Annotated in this window: 16 protein-coding genes; 12 read left to right on the forward strand and 4 right to left on the reverse strand. The window is 55.2% G+C overall.

Translation table 11 applies throughout. The features are described from left to right. The first annotated feature begins 234 nt into the window (after positions 1–234). Entirely contained in the window at positions 235–2,148 is a 1,914-nt protein-coding gene (locus tag ACYVHB_RS09035; RefSeq protein ID WP_461051378.1) for a DNA polymerase III subunit gamma/tau, read from the forward strand. Between the two features lie 73 nt (positions 2,149–2,221). Here the strand turns inward: ACYVHB_RS09035 and ACYVHB_RS09040 are convergent, their stop codons facing one another. The 4 genes from ACYVHB_RS09040 to ACYVHB_RS09055 all read right to left on the reverse strand — a co-directional run bounded on the left by ACYVHB_RS09040 (position 2,222) and on the right by ACYVHB_RS09055 (position 9,452). Then, the gene (locus ACYVHB_RS09040) at positions 2,222–3,208 is read right to left on the reverse strand and encodes a phosphotriesterase family protein (protein ID WP_461051379.1); all 987 of its coding nucleotides are present in this window, start codon (positions 3,206–3,208) and stop codon (positions 2,222–2,224) included. A gap of 99 nt (positions 3,209–3,307) precedes the next feature. Then, positions 3,308–4,984 carry a RagB/SusD family nutrient uptake outer membrane protein gene (locus tag ACYVHB_RS09045; protein ID WP_461051380.1) on the reverse strand — a complete coding sequence of 559 codons (1,677 nt, stop codon included), beginning with the start codon at positions 4,982–4,984 and terminating at the stop codon, positions 3,308–3,310. A gap of 139 nt (positions 4,985–5,123) precedes the next feature. Further along, positions 5,124–8,213 carry a SusC/RagA family TonB-linked outer membrane protein gene (locus ACYVHB_RS09050; RefSeq protein WP_461051381.1) on the reverse strand — a complete coding sequence of 1,030 codons (3,090 nt, stop codon included), beginning with the start codon at positions 8,211–8,213 and terminating at the stop codon, positions 5,124–5,126. Between the two features lie 129 nt (positions 8,214–8,342). Continuing rightward, positions 8,343–9,452, reverse strand: a complete 1,110-nt coding sequence (locus ACYVHB_RS09055; RefSeq protein ID WP_461051382.1) for a hypothetical protein — start codon at positions 9,450–9,452, stop codon at positions 8,343–8,345. 108 nt (positions 9,453–9,560) lie between these two features. Here ACYVHB_RS09055 and ACYVHB_RS09060 point away from each other — a divergent pair, with 108 nt between their 5' ends. From ACYVHB_RS09060 to ACYVHB_RS09110, 11 genes are all read left to right on the forward strand, one after another. Continuing rightward, complete coding sequence (locus ACYVHB_RS09060) at positions 9,561–10,814, forward strand: M16 family metallopeptidase (protein ID WP_461051383.1); 1,254 nt, start codon at positions 9,561–9,563, stop codon at positions 10,812–10,814. Next, positions 10,811–11,290: a 2-C-methyl-D-erythritol 2,4-cyclodiphosphate synthase gene (gene ispF / locus ACYVHB_RS09065; protein ID WP_461051384.1), complete on the forward strand. Its 480-nt coding sequence runs from the start codon at positions 10,811–10,813 to the stop codon at positions 11,288–11,290. The genes ACYVHB_RS09060 and ispF overlap by 4 nt, the downstream gene beginning before the upstream one ends. A 19-nt stretch (positions 11,291–11,309) precedes the next feature. Next, positions 11,310–12,257, forward strand: a complete 948-nt coding sequence (locus ACYVHB_RS09070; protein WP_461051385.1) for an Rpn family recombination-promoting nuclease/putative transposase — start codon at positions 11,310–11,312, stop codon at positions 12,255–12,257. Beyond that, on the forward strand, positions 12,250–13,386 hold the full coding sequence (locus ACYVHB_RS09075; protein ID WP_461051386.1) for an amidohydrolase family protein: 1,137 nt from the start codon (positions 12,250–12,252) through the stop codon (positions 13,384–13,386). The genes ACYVHB_RS09070 and ACYVHB_RS09075 overlap by 8 nt, the downstream gene beginning before the upstream one ends. Before the next feature lie 47 nt (positions 13,387–13,433). Next, positions 13,434–14,546, forward strand: a complete 1,113-nt coding sequence (locus tag ACYVHB_RS09080; RefSeq protein ID WP_461051387.1) for a mandelate racemase/muconate lactonizing enzyme family protein — start codon at positions 13,434–13,436, stop codon at positions 14,544–14,546. Beyond that, positions 14,543–15,223 (forward strand): lysoplasmalogenase, encoded by a 681-nt coding sequence (locus ACYVHB_RS09085; RefSeq protein ID WP_461051388.1) that lies wholly within the window; start codon positions 14,543–14,545, stop codon positions 15,221–15,223. The genes ACYVHB_RS09080 and ACYVHB_RS09085 overlap by 4 nt, the downstream gene beginning before the upstream one ends. Beyond that, complete coding sequence (locus ACYVHB_RS09090; protein WP_461051389.1) at positions 15,220–15,780, forward strand: GNAT family N-acetyltransferase; 561 nt, start codon at positions 15,220–15,222, stop codon at positions 15,778–15,780. The genes ACYVHB_RS09085 and ACYVHB_RS09090 overlap by 4 nt, the downstream gene beginning before the upstream one ends. An 80-nt stretch (positions 15,781–15,860) precedes the next feature. Further along, on the forward strand, positions 15,861–17,135 hold the full coding sequence (locus tag ACYVHB_RS09095; RefSeq protein WP_461051390.1) for a serine hydrolase domain-containing protein: 1,275 nt from the start codon (positions 15,861–15,863) through the stop codon (positions 17,133–17,135). 38 nt (positions 17,136–17,173) lie between these two features. Next, positions 17,174–17,419 carry a hypothetical protein gene (locus ACYVHB_RS09100; protein ID WP_461051391.1) on the forward strand — a complete coding sequence of 82 codons (246 nt, stop codon included), beginning with the start codon at positions 17,174–17,176 and terminating at the stop codon, positions 17,417–17,419. A 171-nt stretch (positions 17,420–17,590) separates the two neighbouring features. Next, positions 17,591–20,299, forward strand: coding sequence for a S9 family peptidase (locus ACYVHB_RS09105; protein WP_461051392.1), 2,709 nt, complete (start codon positions 17,591–17,593; stop codon positions 20,297–20,299). Between the two features lie 138 nt (positions 20,300–20,437). Beyond that, positions 20,438–21,214: an enoyl-CoA hydratase/isomerase family protein gene (locus tag ACYVHB_RS09110; RefSeq protein WP_461051393.1), complete on the forward strand. Its 777-nt coding sequence runs from the start codon at positions 20,438–20,440 to the stop codon at positions 21,212–21,214. Positions 21,215–21,222: the final 8 nt, after the last annotated feature.

Below are 21,222 nucleotides of genomic sequence, written 5' to 3' on the forward strand. Positions count from 1 at the left end.
ACGGTTGAGGAGCTGATGGCGAGCGGATTAACCAGTAGCTAACTTTCCAGAAAAATTTCTTTTCTTTCGGCTAATAGTTCTATAACCTGAAATAACAGCCAATGTTTTCGATAGAACAAATGCATTTGAGTGAATCAGTGGTTTACCGGTGAACAGGTACTTTTGAACTGGAGTAGTACGCGGAAGACGCGCCAATCCAATTTGAAATTCACCCGGCAACCGCTAACTTGCGGTATGGAAAATTTTGTGGTTTCGGCCCGCAAGTACCGCCCTGCTACGTTCGACACCGTCGTCGGACAGGAGCACATTACCACCACGCTCAAGAACGCCATCAGGACCAATCACTTAGCCTCGGCGTTTTTGTTCTGTGGGCCGCGTGGGGTGGGCAAAACAACCTGCGCCCGAATCCTGGCCAAAACCATCAACTGCCAGGACATCCAACCCGACGGCGAAGCCTGCGATACCTGCGAGTCGTGCGTAAGTTTCAACCGGAACGCTTCCTTCAATATTCATGAGTTAGATGCGGCCTCCAACAACTCGGTCGAAGACATCCGCAGCCTAATCGACCAGGTCCGAACGCCACCCCAGTCTGGCGCGAAGTACAAGATATACATCATCGACGAGGTGCACATGCTCTCGACGCAGGCGTTCAACGCTTTTCTGAAAACGCTGGAAGAACCGCCTTCCTACGCCATCTTTATCCTGGCCACGACCGAGCGGCACAAAATCCTGCCGACGATTCTGTCGCGCTGCCAGATTTTCGACTTCAACCGGATTCAGCCGGGGCATATCGCCATCCACCTCGCCGACATTGCTCAAAAAGAAGGCATTACGGCCGATCCCGAAGCGCTCGACCTCATTGCCCAGAAAGCCGATGGTGGTCTGCGCGACGCTCTGAGCATGTTCGACCTGAACGTAACCTTTGCCGCCGACCGCATCATCCGGTACAAAGAAGTACTGGATAACCTGCACATTTTAGACTACGATTATTATTTTAAACTAACCGATTTTCTGCTGGCGGGTAATCTGCCGCAAAGCCTGCTGACGGTGGATGAGATTTTGCGTAAGGGTTTCGACGGGCACCTGTTCGTGGTAGGTCTGTGCCGTCACTTCCGCGATCTGCTGGTTTGCAAAGATGCAGCTACGGTACAGTTACTACAGGTGACCGAAAACGTCCGGCGTCAGTACCTCGACCAGGCCGTTCGGGCACCGATGTCGTTTCTGCTGTCGGCGCTGAGCATCGGCGGGCAGTGCGACATGAACTACAAGCAGGCAAAAGATCAGCGGCTGCACACGGAGTTGTGGCTGATGAAATTAGCCAACCTGCGTAACCTGCTCAACTGGGACACCCTGCCCGATCAATTGCCGGGTGCGACCTTAAATGGCTTGCGAAACGGCGCGGCTACTGACGCTGACGGATCAGCAGGTGAAAAAAAAAACACCGGGCCGACACCCGGCAACCCGCAAGCCAACAGCCAGCAACCCGCAACTAACCAACCAACCCAAGTTCACCCGATTACGAGCGAACCCGTAAACGGATACCAGGTCAGCCCACCCATTGTCATAACCGATGCATTGCCAACCGAAACCGTCCGGAATGGCCACCCAACCACCCAGAATGGCGTAGCAACGACTCCTCTGCCGACAAGACCACAGATTGCCCCACTGCCCCGCCCGGCGGGTAGCCGGTTGCGTTCAACGGTGGCGCTGACGTCTGGCCCCGTTCAGGCGGTGACTGCCGAAATTGAAGCACCCGTTGGAAAAGCGGAACTGCGCCCCGACAAGCCGTTCGACATGGATGAACTACGGGCCACCTGGGTCGCGTTTGCCAAAGTTCGGCAGCAGCAGAACGACTCGGCCACTGAACAGTTGGTGCTAAACCGGGCCTTAACGCTCAACGGAACCAGCATTCATATTACGCTCGACAACACGCTGCAAGTCGGGTATCTGACCGAAGTGAAACCAGAACTACTGGGCTACCTGCGCGATAAGCTCCAGAACAGCACAGTCCAGTTAGAGCACACCGTTACGCAGCAGGACGTGAAAAAGATGATCTACAGTTCGCAGGACAAGTACAACTTTATGGCCGACAAAAATCCGGCCCTGCACGAGTTGCGGAAGGTGCTTAACTTGGAAGTAGATTATTGATTTTTTGACAGGATTTACCCGATTTACGGGATCAATTCACCAGCCCAAACAATCCTGTAGTCCTGTCAAAAGATTACATTCCAAATGCTTCGGCCGGGTTTTCGACCAAAATTTGTTTCCAGTCTTTCTTTGTAAACCCGCGCTTGTTTAAGTCAGGCATGAGCCGGTTGAACAGCACGGTATAGTCGCGGTCGATGGTACCGCCGTTGGGTTTGGCGGGGTCGTACCAGCCCGCATCGTGCGAGAGCAGCGTCCGGTGCAGAAACCGGTTTTCCTTCATGAGCAGCAACGTTTCGGCATACGAACCGACGTTGCCATTGTCCAGACCATCGAGACTAACCCAGGCTTCTTCCCGCACGGCACGGGCATAATGCACCATGTTGTTGCCCTGCGCGTGGGTCCATACAAATGCTTTTGGCCGAACGCCTTCCTGCTTCAGCACGTCGATCTGCTCGAATGCCGGTACATACGGGCCGGTATGGGAGCAGATCGTCAGGCCGGTCCGTTTGTGGGTGCGGGCAGCGGCCGTAACAATCTTGCGATGTAACGCTGACAGCGGCCCCGGATTAACGCTGATTTTGATAAATCCCGGTTTAACGCCTGTACTATCAATACCATTCTCAAAATCAGCAACCCACCGGTCGGCCAATTGATCGGCGGTTTCGGTAAAGGCGTGGGGCGGCAAAAACTTGTTATCAACGGCACCGTAGTAGCCGGTATTTGTCAGGATTCGGATACCCGACCGCTCCGACAGTTCGCGCAGCAACAGCGGGTCTTTTCCTAAATAAGCCGGGGTACACTCCAGCAACGTCTGGCAGCCGAGCCGCTTCAGTTCCTGCAAATACGGCAACATTTTGGCCACGACATCAGCACGATTCCAGCGGTCGGAACTAACTTTATCAGCCCCAATGAAATCGACCAGCAGGTGTTCGTGAATGAGTGTCAGGCCCATATCGGCAAATGGAATTGGTCCGGTAACGGTCTGAATAATGCGTTCAGGCGCGTGCATGAGACACAAACCAGCCAGTGAAGAGCGCAGAAAATGGCGTCGGGAAAGCATGGGCTAAAAAGTTTCCTGGTTAACTATGTTGACACGGTTACACTCCGTGTCAACATAGTTAACCAGGAAATTGTGTACGCTTCCTGTAAAATCAAGCGATCAGTAACTCTGATTCTGCTGCAAATAACCGGGAATGTTGGAGGCCCCGTCGATGGCGGTTTGCGGGATCGGGAAGATGCGCTTCTGCGGGTCGGCGTTGGTCTTCTCCGTCCAGGTACCTTCGTACTTGCCAAACCGGATCATGTCGGTTCGGCGCAGGCACTCCCAGTACAGTTCAAAGCCCCGTTCGCGGAATAGCAGATCGAGGTTTATAGCGGTCAGGGGCGGGGCAGGCTTTACGGCTGTCCGGGCAACCCGAATCGTGTTCACGTCCGCCAGTGCACCGGCAGCATCGTTGCCCTTACGGAGTTTGGCCTCGGCCCGCATGAGGTACACGTCGGCTAAACGCACAATTGACAGATCGACGTCGCCGAGGTTCCGGCCCGACTGCGATTTGGGGCTGAACTCGTATTTCAATACCCGGTAACCCGTGCTGTAATTACTGCCCGCCACCGTAAAGTCAACCTGCTCAGTGAAGTTCACGGGCAGCGTGGGTCGGCTGCGCGTCACGTTGAACAACCGTCCGATCCGGTAATTGGCCCCACAGCGCACAAACGCGCCGTTGACCCGCAACAGGCCGTACTGTTGCCCGCGCAGAATACCCCGATTCATGACCACGCTGGCAGCCGCCACGCAGGAGTCGGCGGAGATGGTCATGTTTTGTTTGTAAAAGCGCGGATCAATCCCAGCCGGGTCAGCGGGCGCGTAGGCATTGACCCAGGTCTGGTAGTAATCGGGGGTGATGGCCGGGCCATCAGTGCCATTCGCGCCCGTAAATGCCGGGAGCGGAAACTGATCGCCGGACAGTGAAAAATACGCCAGGCGGTTGTGGCCGTTCAGTTCGGACCGCTGGTCGACCGCAAAAATCAGCTCTTTATTGGTATGGTTATCGGCGTTGAACACCGAGAAATAATCGGGCGATAGCTGGTATTGGTTGGCGCTGATGATCTTGTCGGTGTACTCCACCACCTTGTCCATGTCTTCGGGCCTGAACGTAAATTGGGCCGCGTAGCGGTCGCGGTAAACGGCCGCGTTCAGGTACAGTCGGGCCAGCAGGCCCCACGCCCCGCCTTTGGTTAGCCGACCGGGGCCAACCGTTGTCAGCAGGTCGGGTTCAGCGGCTAAAAGTTCGTTTTTGACGTACTCTAAGGCCGCTTCGCCCCGCAGGATTTCGGAGTTAGCCTGTGGGTCATCTTTCACAAATACCAGCCCGAACAGGTCGAGCAGCAGCATATTGTAGTACGCCCGCATCCCCCGCGCTTCGGCTACGTAGGTTTTCACGTTGGGGTCGTTGATCGTGGGCAACGTATTCAGCGCCGTCACCGAGCGCGAAATTCCCTGTGACAGTAGCAGCCAGGTATTCCTGATATTGGGGTCGGTGCTGGCGTGGGTGTGCTGGTGCATGGCGAGGTAGATGCCATTGTCGCCCCAGTCCGTGCCGCCCCGGTACGGCAGAATGGCCTCGTCGGTCGAGATTTCCTGCATCGCAAAGTAGGTCGTGTGCGTGAATACGTCCGGCAGACGGGCGTAGACGGGTGCGATGTTACCGTCGGCTGCCTGTCGGTCCGTTAAGCCGGTGGCCGAGGCTTCGTCAAGGACGTTCTCGTCGAGATTGGTACAACTGTTCAGGCTAACCAAGCCGAACGAAAGAAGAGAAATAAAGAGTGTTTTTTTCATAATTTCTGCGGCTGATAGAACCGCACCAGCGGACCGGCAGATCATCATGATTTTTATGATGATTTATGATGAATAATCATGCCTTATCATAGGAATCCTAATAATCTGCCGGTCCGCCGGTGCGGTTCTATCCGCACATTTAAAATGTCAAATTCAGGCCAAACACAAACGAACGGGCTTTCGGATAGCTCAGGTAATCAATACCGTACGACGAAATACCGTTGACGGTCCGGTCGGTGTTGACCTCGGGGTCGTAGCCGTCGTAATTAGTAATCACGAACAGATTTTGGGCGGTAGCCGAGAGCCGGACACCCGAAATCCACTGCCCCATCCCAATCAGACGGGGGTTCAGATTGTAGCCCAGCGTGAGGTTGTTCAGGCGGAAGAAGGAACCATCTTTCAGGAAACGGGTCGACACCGGGGCCGAGTTGTTGATCGACTCATTAGCCTCGCCGATGCCCTCTGGCGGGGTGTTCAGCCCTTTCACCAATCGTGCTTTGTAAAAGAAGGCGTTGGCCGTGTTATCATACAGCTTATTGCCCGATACGCCGTTGAAATTGGCCGTCAGGTCAAAGCCTTTGAAGGAAGCGTTGGCGTTCGCGTTAAACTGGCGCGTGGGCAACGCACTCCCGGCGGCAATCCGGTCTTTGTCCGTTCCAGGAAGGCCGTCGCCGTTCGTGTCACTGTATTTGCTAAGCCCTTTTTCGTCGATGCCAATGTATTCACGCAGGAAAAACGTACCAATCGGCTCCCCATTCACGTAGCCGTTGATCGTGGTCGAACTCAGACCCGACCCGGTAGCCGAACCCGACGTGATGACCGAATACGGCGAATTTCTGACTACGTTGTTGATGAACGTCAGGTTACCGCCCAGGTCGAACCGAAAGCCGCTCTGGCTCACGTAGCGGTAGTTCAGGCCCAATTCTAACCCCTGGTTCGTGATGGTCATGCCGGGTACGTTGTTCCAGTACGTAGACGCGGGCTGAATGGGGTCGGTGGGAATTACTTCGAGCAGGATTTTGCCCGACACCTTGCGAAAATAATCCACCGTACCCGTCAGCGCCCCTTTGAACAAGCCAAAATCCAGCCCGATGTCGGTTTGCGTCGACAACTCCCACTGAATGTCGGGGTTGGCCAGCCGGGTGTAGGTCGTACCGGCCGGGTAATTCGTTGAATTGTCGAGCGGATAACTGGTCGTCGCCCCCACGGTCGACGTAAACAGGGCCTGGGTAATCTTCGACGGAATCTCCTGGTTACCCGTCTGACCCCAGCCCGCCCGAAGTTTCAGGTCGGAGAACGGACCCGATTGCAGGAAGGCTTCTTCCGACAGCCGCCAACCCGCCGAGAACGACGGAAAAACGCCGTACTTGTTGTTAGCCCCGAACTTGCTCGACCCATCGGCCCGTACCGTTGCCGTGAGCAGGTAGCGATCCCGGAACTGGTAGTTTACCCGCGAGAAAAAGGACTGTAACTCATTTTCGAGGGCGAACCCACCGGGCCGGTTGTTGATCAAGGTCAGGTCCTGCCCTAAGCTGGGGTTATTGATTGGCTCAACCGGCGAAATCGGGAACTTGTTGATGCTCCAGCTCCGCTCCCGAATCCTGAATTTCTGGTACGAATGTCCCAGCAGGGCCGTCAGATTGTGGTTGTTCCAGCCACGGGTGTACGTGAAGTAGTTCTCAATCAACACGTTCTGGTTATTCCCGTAAACGCTTTCGAGCCGACCGTCTTGTTGGGGAACCGTACTGGCTAATGCCTGCAAATCGCGGGTCGAAGAGGCATTGTCAACACCCAGATTCAGCTTATAAACCAGGTTCTTCGTGATTTTGAATGAAGGTGATATGTTGACCACCACCCGGTTGATAGTCGTTACGTCTTTCAGTAAATTCAGGGTAACCAGCGGATTCGTGAACGCCTGGTAGCGCGCCGGTGCGCCCGTGGTATCGTAAGCAGGATAGGTCGGGTTAGCCGCAATGGCGTCGCCGATGATGCTGGACGAGCCGCTCCCCGGCGCACTGCCGCCGGACGAACTGGCCACGGGTGGCCGTTCGTTGACCGTTTGCGAAGCCGTCAGGTTCACGTCCAGCGTCAGCCGGTCTTCCAGAAACTTCTGGGAGGCATTGAAGCGGCCCGTGTAGCGGTTAAACCGGCTGTTCTTCAGGATTCCCTCCTGATTCTGAACGCTCAGCGAGCCGTAGTACGTCAGTCGGTCGGTTCCCCCGCTGAGGCCCACGTTATAATCCTGGGTGATGGCCGTCCGGCTGATTTCGCGCTGCCAGTCGGTATTGGCCCTCCGGTCGTCTAAGGTACCACCCACGGCCACCACTTGCCGCCGGTACTCATCGGCGGAGAACAGGGGCAGGGGGCGGGCCATGTTCGAGGTGCCGACGTTGGCGGAAAGCGTCAGGTTCGACGTGCCTGCTTTCCCCTTTTTGGTCGTGATCAGCACAACGCCGTTGGCTCCGCGTGCCCCGTAGATGGCCGTTGCCGACGCATCTTTCAACACGTCGATGCTCTCGATGTCCTGCGGATTCAGAAAGTTCAGGGGATTACCGGCCCCACCCGTGCTGGAATTGTCGAGCGGGATGCCATCAAGCACAAACAGGGGCGTACTGCCCGTGCGAACCCCACCCGGCCCGCGAACCGTGATGGTTTGCCGACCACCCGGCTCCCCGCTGGCCGAGGTGACGTTGACGCCGGCCACTTTGCCCTGCAACAGTTGCTCCGGCGAGTTGATAATGCCCCGGTTAAACTCGGTGCTCTTAACGGTAGTGAGTGAGCCGGTGGCGTCTTTTTTGGTCGTGGTGCCGTAGCCGATCACCACAACCTGCGCCAGTTCGGAAGCCGACGGCGTGAGGGCGACGTTGAGTGCGGTTTGGCTGCCCACGGCGACTTCCTGCGCCACGAACCCAATGAACCCGATCACCAGCACCGCCCCCCGGTCCGGCACCACAATCCGAAAGCTCCCGTCCGCATCGGTGGTGGTGCCGCGTTGGGTGCCCTTTAACACAACGGTACAACCGGCAAGGGCTTCACTGGTGATGGCATCCGTCACGCGTCCACTGATGGTGATGTCGGCGACTGACTTTTCAAGGCGAAAATTAGGCGTTTTTGCAGTAGCTACCGACGAATTTTTGTTGGCGACTGCGACGGAAATGGCACCCAGAAACAGGCACAAAAACAGGCTCCATTTACAGATTAATGGAGGAACTACGTACAATACCCTCATGCGTATGGTTAGTTAATTGAGGGTGCAAAATTCCTGTTTATACGGCAGTCGGGTGTTATGAGAAAATTAACAATGAAAGCGTCAACTTAACAGAAAACCCCGAATCGAGTGTAACTAACCGCCTGTAGCTTATCCTTTGTACGCCTTCGCTTCCCGGATCAGTGCCTTATACTGGGCAATAGACAGCGCTTTTTTGTAGAACGTTTTCGCACGGTTCCGGTCGTTGGCGCGGTCGGCAATGCGGGCCAGTCCGGCATAAGCCATAGCATGATATTCTTTCGTGTAGGGGTCATTGAAGGGTAGCCGGAGGGCAGTCTGGTAGAATTCAGCGGCTGTTTTGTCGTTTTTGTCGGCCTGCTCAGCCAGCATTCCGTCAAACAGGCTCACCGCCATCGGCACCAGTTTATGATTTATCTGCTTCAGCCGCTGCACATACGGCCGGGCGTCGGCATACCGGCCAGAGAGGAGTAATGCTTCGGCGTTGACCATGCCAAACAGAGGATTATTGGGGTATTTGCTGGCCAAATAATCCGTATAGACTGCCGCCCGACCCGGCTGCATCTCGTGCTTCAGCAGGATATGGGCAAGCCAGTAATTAGCGCCTGCCCGCAGGAAAATCCCTTTTCGGGTGGCGATGTCCAACTGTTTTATGCCCTCGGCCATGTTGCCATCGTCAAAAAAGAGCATAAACGGTCGAACGACGGGATGGTCTATGGGGTAGCGCTCCACATAATAATTGTACATGCCGGTGGTGAAGTAAAAGTCCGGGCTTTTGCTCATCAGTTTGAGCCCATCTTTTAGGTAACTGAACGACTTCCGCGACTCACTCACGGCTTTCATCGTCTCCCCCTGGTTGTTATACAGCGACGACAGGTAGCTATGGGCCGTCAGGGCAAAAAAGACGCCTTCGGGGTCGGTTTTATTTTTGGCAAGCATTCGTTTCGACAGGTCCAGTCCCTGACCGGCGGCCTGAATAAATTGCGCCGTTGCCGCTTTGTTTTCGTGAATGGGCAGGTATTGCAACTCAAGCTTGGTGGCCAGCAGAATCGGTCCGATGGGGTGCTGGGGAAAGCGGGCGCGAATTTGTCTGATCTGGACGTCGGCACCGGCAAACTCGAAGTTGTAAATGTCGTCCAGTATATTCTGAACGGTTTGCTGAAAGGCGGGGTCAGTCGATACCTGCGCTGGCGCCAAAAACGGCAGACAAAACAAGCAGAGTAGGACTATATTTTTTCTCAAGATCAATACCGTTGGTGTCCGAATGCGTCGTTTGATTCTGTACAGCCGGAACCGTACTTTTGTCCAGTGCGTATTATCTAACGAGGGCTATACGCAAAAGTTTTATCCATGATTCATTACGATCAATTTGTGCTCGACAACGGCCTGAAGGTGTTTGTCCACGAAGATAACTCAACGCCCATTGCGGCCTTTAATATCCTCTACAACGTCGGTTCCCGCGATGAGGACCCCGACCGAACGGGTTTTGCGCATCTGTTCGAGCACCTGATGTTCGGCGGGTCTCGGCACATTCCCAACTACGACGAGCCGCTGCAGAAGGTGGGGGGCGAAAACAACGCCTTCACCAGCCCCGACATCACCAATTATTACATCACCCTCCCCGCAGCCAACTTAGAGACGGCGTTCTGGCTCGAATCGGACCGGATGCTGAGCCTTTCCTTCGACCCGCAGGTGCTCGACGTGCAGCAGAAAGTGGTGATCGAGGAGTTCAAGCAACGCTACCTCAACCAGCCCTACGGCGACGTGTGGTTAAAGTTACGGCCGTTGGTCTACGAGCAGCATCCCTACCGCTGGGCCACCATCGGCAAAGACATCAGTCACATCGAAAACGCCACGCTCGACGACGTGCGGGCCTTTTTCTACAAATATTACCTGCCCAACAATGCCGTGCTGGTAGTGGCGGGTAACGTAACGACGGAGCAGGTAAAACAGCTCTGCGCCAAGTGGTTTGCACCCATCCCGGCCGGGAAACAGTACATCCGTAACGTGCCGAAAGAGCCGGTACAGATGGCCGCCCGCAAACTGGAAGCGACCGCTAAAGTGCCGCTCAACGGTCTCTACAAAGCGTACCACATGCCCGGTCGTTTTGAGGCCGGTTACCAGGCAACGGATCTGCTGAGCGACATGCTCGGCCGGAGCAAATCGTCGCGGCTCTACCAGCAACTGCTGCGCGACAACCCGCTGTTCAGCAATGTCGGCGCTTACCTCACCTCGTCCGACGATCCGGGCCTGCTGGTGGTGCAGGGAACGCTGAACGAAGGAGTCTCGCTGGAAGAAGCCGACGCAGCCGTGGAAGCGGTCGTGGATAATTTTATCAATCAGGCTGTGGCAGAAGAGGAACTGGCCAAAGTGAAAAATCAGGCCGAAGCGACGCTGGCCTTCTCGGAAGTCGAGTTGTTGAACCGGGCCATGAACCTGGCCTTTGCCGCCAATGCGGGCGATCCCGAACTGGTTAATCAGGAAGCGGCCCAGATTCAGGCCGTCACGCCGGACACGGTGCAGGCGATGGCCCGGCAGGTGCTGCGCCAAGACAATTGTTCGACGCTGTATTATCGGCGGCAGTCCGATGTCTCGGCCGTATGAAAATACGCGTTGGTCAGGGTTACGACGTACACCAGCTCGAAGCGGACCGCCCGTTCTGGCTCGGTGGTATTCTGATTCCCGCCGATTTCGGGCCGGTGGGCCATTCCGACGCCGACGTGGTGTGTCATGTGCTCTGCGATGCTCTGTTGGGAGCCGCTAATATGCGCAACATCGGCTATCATTTTTCGGACAAAGATCCACGCTGGAAAGGCGTCGACAGTAAGCTGCTGCTGGCTGAAGTGCTGCGGATGGTGCGGGGCGCGGGCTACGAAATCGCGAACGTCGACGTGACGGTGGTGTTGCAGGAGCCGAAGCTGAACCCGCACATTCCGGCCATGAAAACGTGTCTGGCCGGAGTCATGGTCATTCCCGAAGACGATATATCCATTAAAGCCACCACCTCCGAACACATCGGTTTTGTGGGTCGGGGCGAGGGTATTGCGGCTCATTGCGTCGCGTTGATTATAAAAGAGTGACTAAACCACACGAACAGCTATGTTGCAGGACCGCTATTTGAATCCGTTTACTGACTTTGGCTTTAAAACGCTGTTTGGTAACGAAGTCAATAAAGAGCTACTGGTTGATTTTTTGAATCAGTTGCTGCCGGAGAAACATCATATTCAAGACCTGACCTATGCCTCCAATGAGCAGGTTGGGCGCAGTGAACTTGACCGGCGGTCTATTTTCGATATTTTTTGCATCGGTCAAAACGGCGAACGGTTCGTTGTGGAGATGCAGAAGGCCAAGCAAAACTACTTTGTTGACCGGAGCGTCTATTATACTACCTTTCCAATTCAACAACAGGCGCTTAAAGGCGACTGGAATTACAAATTAGCCGCTGTTTATCTGATTGGTATTCTGGATTTTGTTTTCTCAGAAGACAAAGAAGAGAAGCGCGTGAAGCACGTTGTCCAACTGAAAGATGAGCAGTGCCGGGTGTTTTACGATAAGTTGACGTACATCTACCTGGAAATGCCCCACTTTACAAAGACGGAAGACGAATTAATGACGCAATACGACAAATGGCTTTATGTACTGAAGCGACTCCCTGATTTGCAGGATCGACCCGTACAGTTGCAGGAGCGCATTTTTCAGCGTTTGTTCGATGCCGCAGAAATCGCCAAATTCAACCAGGCCGACTATGACTCCTACCTCGACAGCCTGAAAGTATACCGGGACTGGAAAGCCGTTTTTGAAACCGCTCAGGAAGAAGCCGAACAGAAGGGAATGGAGAAGGGAATGGAGAAGGGAATGGCAAAAGGCTGGGCAATCGGTGTAGCCGAAGGGACGGAACAGGGTATAGAGCAGGGTATGGAGAAAGGAACACGGGAGAAAGCCATACAGGTGGCTCGTACTGGCTTGGCAAGAGGACTTGATCCTGATTTAATTTCTGATCTATCAGGCTTGACTATTGACGAAATTACTGCACTAAAAAATGAATAAAAAATTCGAGATTCTCTTATTGGCAACCAGCTTTGCCATAACATCGGCCTACGCCCAGCCCAAAGTAGTAACCCCGGCCGGGCCAATTGACTTTGAAGAATACGAACCCGTTTCGACACTCAAGGTACCGGAACATAAGCTGGGCCGGGCTAAATATCCATTCATCGACGTGCACAATCATCAGTATCAGATGGATGATGCCGACCTGCGGGGACTCATTACGCAGATGGACAGCCTGAACATGGGCCTGATGGTCAACCTCAGCGGACGCGGGTTTAGCGGCAATCCGGGCGAGAGCACAAAGTTTTTCAACGGGGCACTGGCTAATATTCACAAGACGGGTCCCAAGCGGCTGGCCCTGTTCACCAATATCAATTTCGCCAGCGTAAACGATAAGGACTGGACGGAGCAGGCGGTCAAGACGCTGGAGGAGGACGTGAAAAAAGGCGCCAAAGGACTGAAAATCTACAAAAGTCTCGGTTTCAACGTTAAAGATGAAAAAGGCAACCGCGTTCGGGTAGATGATCCCCGACTCGATCCGATCTGGGCCAAATGTGGCGAACTGGGCATTCCCGTGCTGATTCACACCGCCGACCCCAAATCGTTCTGGGATCCGATGGACCGCTACAACGAACGCTGGCTGGAACTCAAATTGCACCCCAACCGCAAACGCGCTGAAAACAACCCCGTTTCGTTTGAACAACTCATTGCCGAGCAGCACAATGTATTTCGCAAGCATTCCAAAACCACGTTCATCAACGCCCACATGGGCTGGTACCCCAACGACCTGACTAAATTGGACAGCCTGATGCGGGTATTTCCGAACATGAACGTTGAGATTGGAGCCGTCATCGCCGAACTGGGCCGTCAGCCGAAGGCGTCGCGGAGATTCTTTGAGAAGTACCAGGATCGGATTCTGTTCGGCAAAGACAGTTGGGTACCCAGCGAATACGCGACCTACTTCCGGGTTTTGGAAACCGACGATGAGTACTTCCCCTATCACAAAAAGTACCACGCCTTCTGGCGGATGTACGGCATGGCCCTGCCCGACGAGGTGCTGAAGAAAGTGTACTATAAGAATGCCCTCCGAATTATTCCGGGGCTGGACAAAAGTCAGTTCCCGCAATAAGATTCAGACCTGCAAGGTTTCTAAACCTTACAAGTCTTTTTCACATTATGAAAATAACCCGCGTCAACATTTACCGGTACGACATTCCGCTCAAAGCGCCCATTGCCATTTCGCTCGGCACCATCGACCGGGCGCGAAATTTGTTGATTGAGATTCAGACCGATGAGGGTATCACGGGCTGGGGTGAAGGCTCGCCGTTCTGGATGATCGTCGGCGAAACGCAGGCATCAGGACTGGCGGCTGCTGAAGACATGGCCCGGTTATTACTCAACCGCGATTCGCTCGATATTGAGGGTTGCGTTAACACATTGCTCCGCTACTTGCCAGGCCATCCCACTACGCGCTCGGCGTTCGACATGGCCTTGTACGATATTGCCGCCAAAGCCGCCGGAATGCCACTCTACCAGTTTCTGGGCGGCAGCAAACGCCCGCTCGTCACCGACGAAACTATTTACCTCAACCCGCCCGAGCGGATGGTCGACGATGCGCTGCGGATTCAGGCGAAGGGGGCCGAAGCCATAAAAGTAAAACTTGGCACGAACGCCCGCGACGACATCCGGCGCGTCGAAGCGATCCGCAATGCCATCGGCGATACGACGCCCATCCGCACCGATGCCAATCAGGGCTGGGACGTGGTGACCGCATCAGCGGTGCTGCGGGCCATTGGCGGTTGGAACGTGCAATACTGCGAACAGCCCATTCCCCGCCATGACATTGCCGGTCTGCGGTATATTCGCCGAAGTTCAACCGTGCCGATTATGGCTGATGAAAGCCTGTTTGATGCGACGGACGCCATTCGGTTGGTGCGGGAAGAAGCGGTCGATTATTTTAACATCAAGTTATCCAAGAGCGGGGGGATCTTCGAGGCTCTCAAGATCAATGCCATTGCTGAAGCGGCCGGAGTACCATGCATGATTGGCTGCATGTCGGAGTCGCGGCTGGCGCTAACGGCAAATGCCCACTTCGCAGCCGCCCGGCAAAACGTGCGTTTTTGCGATCTGGACGGTTGTTTCGAGCACGCCGACGACCCGGTTCAGGGTGGTATCACCTACCACGGCTACCAGATCGAATTACCCGACGCGCCGGGCATTGGAGCCGACGTTGAACCGGCATTTCTGAGCGCGTTGGAAGCGATTTTTATTGGTGCTCCTACCCCATGAATACCATACCACCCACCCGCCTGTTCAGGTTGCTATTTTCGGTAATTACGCTGCTGGTAATAGTGGGCGACGCTGGGCAAATTAAGTGGCTTCATTATGGCTGTAAACCACTGATTGTCGGTTTATTATTGGCTTGGGCGTGGCACCACCGGTTGGTAGGTGGGCCTCCCATGAAGGTTCTCCGTATTGGTCTGATTTTCGCGTTGCTGGGCGACATTTTTCTGATGATTCAAGAAGTTGACTTATTCGGTCTGGGGTTAGGGTCCTTTTTACTAATGCAACTGTGCTACTGCGTTGTTTTTGGCCTACGGGGCGCGATTCGGCCTGTTTCGCTGATCACCATCGGCTCGACGGCGCTGCCTTTTGCGGTATACGCCGGTGGTTTTCTGCTCTTTTTACGCCCGGCTTTTGCAACAAAACCCGCTCTGAGCGGTCTCTGGATTCCAGTGGTAATTTATGTCGTTTGCATCAGCACAATGGGGCTGATGGCCGCGCTGCGCCGGGGTTCGTCGGGCTACTGGCCCGTTCTGACGGGGGCGCTTCTGTTCATGCTGTCCGATTCGGCCATTGCGGTCAACAGCTTTTTAACACCCTTCGCCGGTTCTACGCCCCTCATCATGGGCACTTACGCGGCTGCTCAATATCTACTTGTTGCTTACATATACCCTACGCCATGATCACCGTTACCACCGCTCAGTCCGAAGCTGATTTACGGGGCATTTTAGCCCTTCAGCGGGCGAATCTGCGCCGGGCACTACCCGCTGACGTAGCAACCGCACAGGGATTCGTTACGCTTCAGTATACCCTTGACCAGATGCGGCAGATGCACCAGGCCGGGCCGAGTGTCATTGCCAAAGACGGCGATACAGTCGTCGGCTACGTGATCACCACCCTGCCCGAAACGCGGCAGTTTGTGCCCGAGTTAGCCAGCCTGTTCGATCAGATTGATGCCCTCACTTACGAGAATCGGCCACTGCCGACGTACGCTTATTACGTAGCTGGACAGGTCTGCGTGGCCGATGGCTACCGGGGACAAGCGTTGCTGGACCGGATGTATCAGCACCACCGCACGATCTATACCGACCAATTTCAACTGCTCATTACCGACATCTCAGCCCTGAATACCCGCTCCCTGCGCGTCCACGAACGAATCGGGTTTCAGTCGCTGCAACGCTTCTATGAGCCAACGGCGGGCGAAGAGTGGGTGGTTGTCGTGTGGGACTGGAAAAAGTAGAAAATTTGTCACGGTCCGCCGTAGCGGTTCGTGGTTTTTGAGTTTGCTGACGCAACGAACCGGTACAAACTATACAGCTCATGCGCTTGATTCTCCTTCTACTGGTCACAACTTCCCTGTTGGCTCAGCCAAAACCGCAAACGTTCATCACCGCTAAATCCCCCGCCGACGCTGGTTTCTCAGCCGAGCGACTGCAACGGCTCGATGCTTTTTTGCAGGGCTTAGTCGACCAGGGCATTGCGCCCAACGCCGTTACGTTCGTTGCGCACCGGGGCCAGGTGGTGCATTACAAAGCCTTTGGTTACAGCAATTTGGCAAAGAAAACACCCCTGAAACGGGATGATATCTATCGGATTGCGTCGCAGTCCAAAGCCATCACGACCACAACACTGATGACCTTATTTGAGGAGGGAAAGTTTGTGCTCGACGACCCCATCAGCCAATACATCCCGGCGTTTAAAGAGCCGACTGTGTTGGTCAGCTACGACAAAAAAGACCCGACCGGGGGTAATTTCCAAACGCGCCCGGCAAAAGGCGAAATCACCATCCGCCATCTCCTGAGCCACAACGCGGGACTGCCCTATGAACACCCGCTCGACAAACGACCGGAGTTCGCCGTCCCCTTCTTCAATTCCATCAAGTCCGACAAGCTCGAAGACGTTATCAACAAACTGGCCAAACGCCCACTCCTCCGCGACCCCGGAACCGATTCGACCGGCGCTGGTTTCACGTACGGTCTGAACACTGATATTATTGGACGGTTGGTGGAAGTGTTGTCGGGCCAGTCGCTGGACGCAGCCATGCGCGAACGAGTGCTCAATCCGCTCGGCATGAGCGATACGTATTTCTATCTGCCCGCCAACAAAGCCAGCCGGTTAGTCGAACTATACACCAAAACTGACGGACCGTTGACGCTTCACGAAAACGCCGACTACCGAAATTTCGCCGTGTCGGGCGCGAAAACGTACTTTTCAGGTGGGGCCGGGTTGGTGAGCACAGCAGAAGATTATGCCCGGTTTTGCCAGATGCTGCTCAACGGCGGCACGTTCAATAATCGACGAATTCTGGGTCGTAAAACCATCGAAATGATGACCCGTAACCAGATCGGCGCGGCCGAAGTGTGGGATCGCGGAGATAAGTTTGGGCTGGGCTTTCAACTGATAACGGAGAAATCACACTATGGCGATCAGGCCACGCCGGGCGCGTATACCTGGGGCGGGATGTACTGCTCTGAGTTCACCATCGACCCGAAAGAGGAATTGATTATGCTGATTTTTACCAATGTGCAGCCCTATTCGTACTACACCAACTTTGTCCGCAAGTTCCGTACGGCTGTCTATCAAGCCCTGGAATAACGTATCTCTGGAAAGCGGACCACTCAATCGATAACACCATGGAAACACGTGAACAACCTAAACGCGCCAGGCGTCGAACTGCGCCCCGGCGACCGGCGGCTGTGCCGGAGTCGTTGATTTATGAAGTGCTCGATGGCCGACCACTGTATTACCAAGGCTACCGCGACGTGCTGGCGGGCCACAAAACCACCGAAGAAATTAGGGGGTCGAGTACGTTGCAATGGGTGTTGGTATCCTACTTTATGAAAATCATGTACCGCTCACTTGATGAGAGCCGGTACTAATTTACGTCCAACGAAGCGGGCGTTCACCTGGACCACCGCAGCAACCTCTCGCACGATGTGGCCATTGCATCCAGTCATACCATTCATAAACCAGTTATAAAGTATAACCAAATCGAATAAGCATCCATCTGGGGGTGAGGTACATTTGTTTAAACAAACTCCTCCTGTTCGATGCAAAAATTACCAATACTGCTATTCGGTCTGGTTGCGCTACTACCCCTGACTCACTCGGCTCAGGCGCAAACCAAACCGGCTCCGACTGCCGCAGCAACCCAACTGCCGCCCATCATTGACCGCGAACTGTTCTTCGGCGATCCCGAAATATCGGGTGCTCAGCTCTCGCCCGACGGCAAGTTCATGTCGTTTATGAAACCCTACAAAGGCACCCGCAACATTTGGGTCAAAACCATCGACGCACCGTTCACGTCGGCCAAGCCCATGACCGCTGACACCACCCGGCCCATCCAGGGTTACTTCTGGTCGCGCGATGGCAAATTTCTGCTGTTTGTGCAGGACAAAGGCGGGGACGAAAATTTCAACGTCTACGCCGTGAACCCGGCCGAGTCGCTCAAAACGGGGCAGGACGTACCAGCCGCCCGCGATCTGACGGGACTGAAAAGCGTTCGGGTAGCGATTTACAATGTGCCCCGCACTGACCCTAACACGCTGTTTATCGGCCTGAACGACCGCGACAAAGCCTGGCACGACCTTTACAAACTGAACATTGCCACGGGCGAGAAGACGCTGCTCCGCAAAAATACCGACCGCATCGGCGGCTGGAATTTCGACTGGGACGATCAACTGCGCTTCGCTACCCGCTCCAACCAGGACGGCAGCACGGACATTCTGCGCGTCGATCCGGCGGGCTTTACGAAGGTGTATTCGGCTAAATTAGGCGAAGGGGCGGGCGTGGTTGCCTTTACCAAAGACAACAAGCGGGTGTACCTGATTACCAACACCGGCGCTGACCGCGACCTGACCGAACTGCTGCTGATGGACCCCGCCACGGGCAAGCAGGAGCGCTACGAAACGGACCCGCTGAAGCGCGTAGACCTGAGCAACCTGGCTTTTTCGGAGAAAACCCACGAGCTCATTTACACGGTCTACGAAGACGACCGGGTGCGCTACCAGTGGAAAGACAAAGCCTTCGAGAGTGATTACGGCGTGGTGAAAAAGCAGTTGCCCAACGTAGATGCGTACTTCGGAAGCCATACCAACGATGAGCGTTATTACCTCGTCACGGCTACCAGCGACCTCGACCCCGGTGCAACGTACCTGTTCGACCGGCAAACCAAAAAGCTGACGTTTCAGTACCGCCCCCGGCCCAAATTGCCCACCGGCGACCTGGCTCCGATGCAGACGCTGCGCTACAAATCGTCGGACGGGCTGGAGATTCCGGCATACCTGACACTGCCCAAAGGCCTTGCGGCTAAAAATCTGCCACTGGTGGTTTTCCCGCACGGTGGCCCCTGGGCGCGCGATACGTGGGGCTATGATTCGTATGCCCAGTTTCTGGCCAACCGGGGCTATGCGGTGCTGCAACCCAACTTCCGGGCATCAACCGGCTACGGCAAGAAATTCCTGAACGCGGGTAACAAACAGTGGGGCCTGCTGATGCAGGACGACATTACCTGGGGCGTGAAAGACCTGGTGGCGAAGGGCATCGTTGATCCCAAGCGCGTGGGCATTATGGGCGCTTCTTACGGTGGCTACGCTACGTTGGCGGGCCTGGCCTTCACGCCCGAAGTCTATGCCGTGGGCGTATCGTATGTGGGGCCGTCGAACCTGCTGACGCTGATCAGCTCCTTTCCGGCCTATTGGGAAGCCGGTCTCAAGCAGGCGTACGACCGGATGGGCGACCCCAACACCCCCGACGGGAAGGCCATATTGACGAAAGCCTCGCCCCTGAACTCGGCCGCCAATATTAAATCTCCTTTAATGGTGCTTCAGGGGGCCAACGATCCGCGCGTGAACAAAGCAGAATCAGACCAGATTGTGATTGCCCTGCGCGACCGGGGGTTCCCGGTTGAGTACATTGTGGCGCCCGACGAAGGTCACGGTTTTGCCCGGCCCGTGAACAGCATGGCCGCGCTGGCGGCTGCGGAGAAGTTCTTAGCCAAACACATCGGCGGGCGGTATCAGGAATCCATGCCAGACAATGTAGCCAATCGCCTGAAAGAAATCACGGTGGACCCCAAAACGGTGACGCTGGCTAAAAAAGTAGCCGTGTCGAACGAAGCGCCCAAATCTGCCGGAGCACTCAAAGCGGGAACGTACGCGTACAAAACCACGATTCAGGCGGGTGGTCAGACGATTGCAATGGATCGGACGACCGAAATCGCGCAGGCCGGAGCGAACTGGAAAATTAAAGACGTGGCCAAATCAGCGATGGGTGAAATGAGCGAAGAGTCGGAAGTGACGCAGCAGGGTCTGGCTCCCGTAAAGCGGACCATCAAGCAGGGACCGGCAACCATCGACGTGGCTTACACCGCCGACAACGTGTCGGGAACGATGGCCATGAACGGCAACAGCCGTCCCATCAACGCCAAAACTGAAGGAACTTATTTCGCTGATGGCGCGGGCGCGTCGATGATGCTGGCCACGCTGCCGCTCAAAGAAGGCTACTCGACGACGTACCGCAATTTCGACCTGATGAAACAGCAGACGAAAGCGTACACGCTGACGGTGCTGGGCAAAGAGTCCGTGACGGTACCGGCCGGTACGTTTGAGGCTTACAAAGTCGAGATCAGACCCGCCGACGGCAGCGCGGGCGATCAAACGCTTTTCGTAGCCGCCGACGGATCGGGTCGGGTGATCAAAGAAATGGCCACCATCGCCGAGATGGGCGGTGCCAAAATGGTCTCGGAATTGGTGAAGTAGATTGGTTTTGCGTGTACTACGTATCCTGGTGATGTGGCCGTCGGAATGCCGCATCACCAGGATACGTCTGTAAACGAGTAAACCCACCCCACGCCTTTCTTATCAGCCCATACTCAATTCAACACTGATTACGCATCCATGACCTATCAAGACATTTTGGTCGATATCGCCGACCGCATCACCACCATTACCCTCAATCGTCCGGCCGTGATGAACGCGATCAGTCCCACGATGATGCGCGAGTTGAAGGAAGCCATCGAAGCTGTTTCGCAGGATGAATCGTGCAATGTATTGATTGTGAAAGGTGCGGGTCGGGCGTTTTCGGCGGGTGTCGATCTGAAAGCACTTACCGATTCATCCGGCGCTCCGGGAATTTTGAACGGGCAATTCACATCCGGTGACCTCACCAACGACGCCAACGCCATTGCCCGACTGCTGCGCACCATGCCCCAGCCCGCCATTGCGGTTGTGCACGGCCACTGCTACACCGGCGCGACGGAGTTAATGATGCTGTTCGATCTGGTTATTGCCGCCGACGATGCCAAGATAGGCGACACGCACGCCAAATGGGGTATTTTACCCAAGTGGGGGATGACTCAGCGACTACCGCGTTTGGTAGGCATCATGAAAGCGAAGGAACTATCGTTCACCACGAAACCAATAACGGGCCAGGAAGCCGAGCGCATTGGCTTGATAAACCGGGCCGTTCCCCTCGCCGACCTCGACCAGACGGTTCAGGAATTAGCTGGGCAAATTCTGAGCAATAGCGCCCAGACGATTGCGGCCATGAAGCACCTCTACAACGAAGGTATGGCCACCACCCTTGCCGATGGTCTCGCCCTCGAATCCGCCTTTACCACCGACATTACCGACCGGGCTGAGTTTCTGAACGACTTCGAGAAGAACCGAAAATAGGTCCTGCA

The organism is Spirosoma arcticum (genome assembly GCF_054779955.1).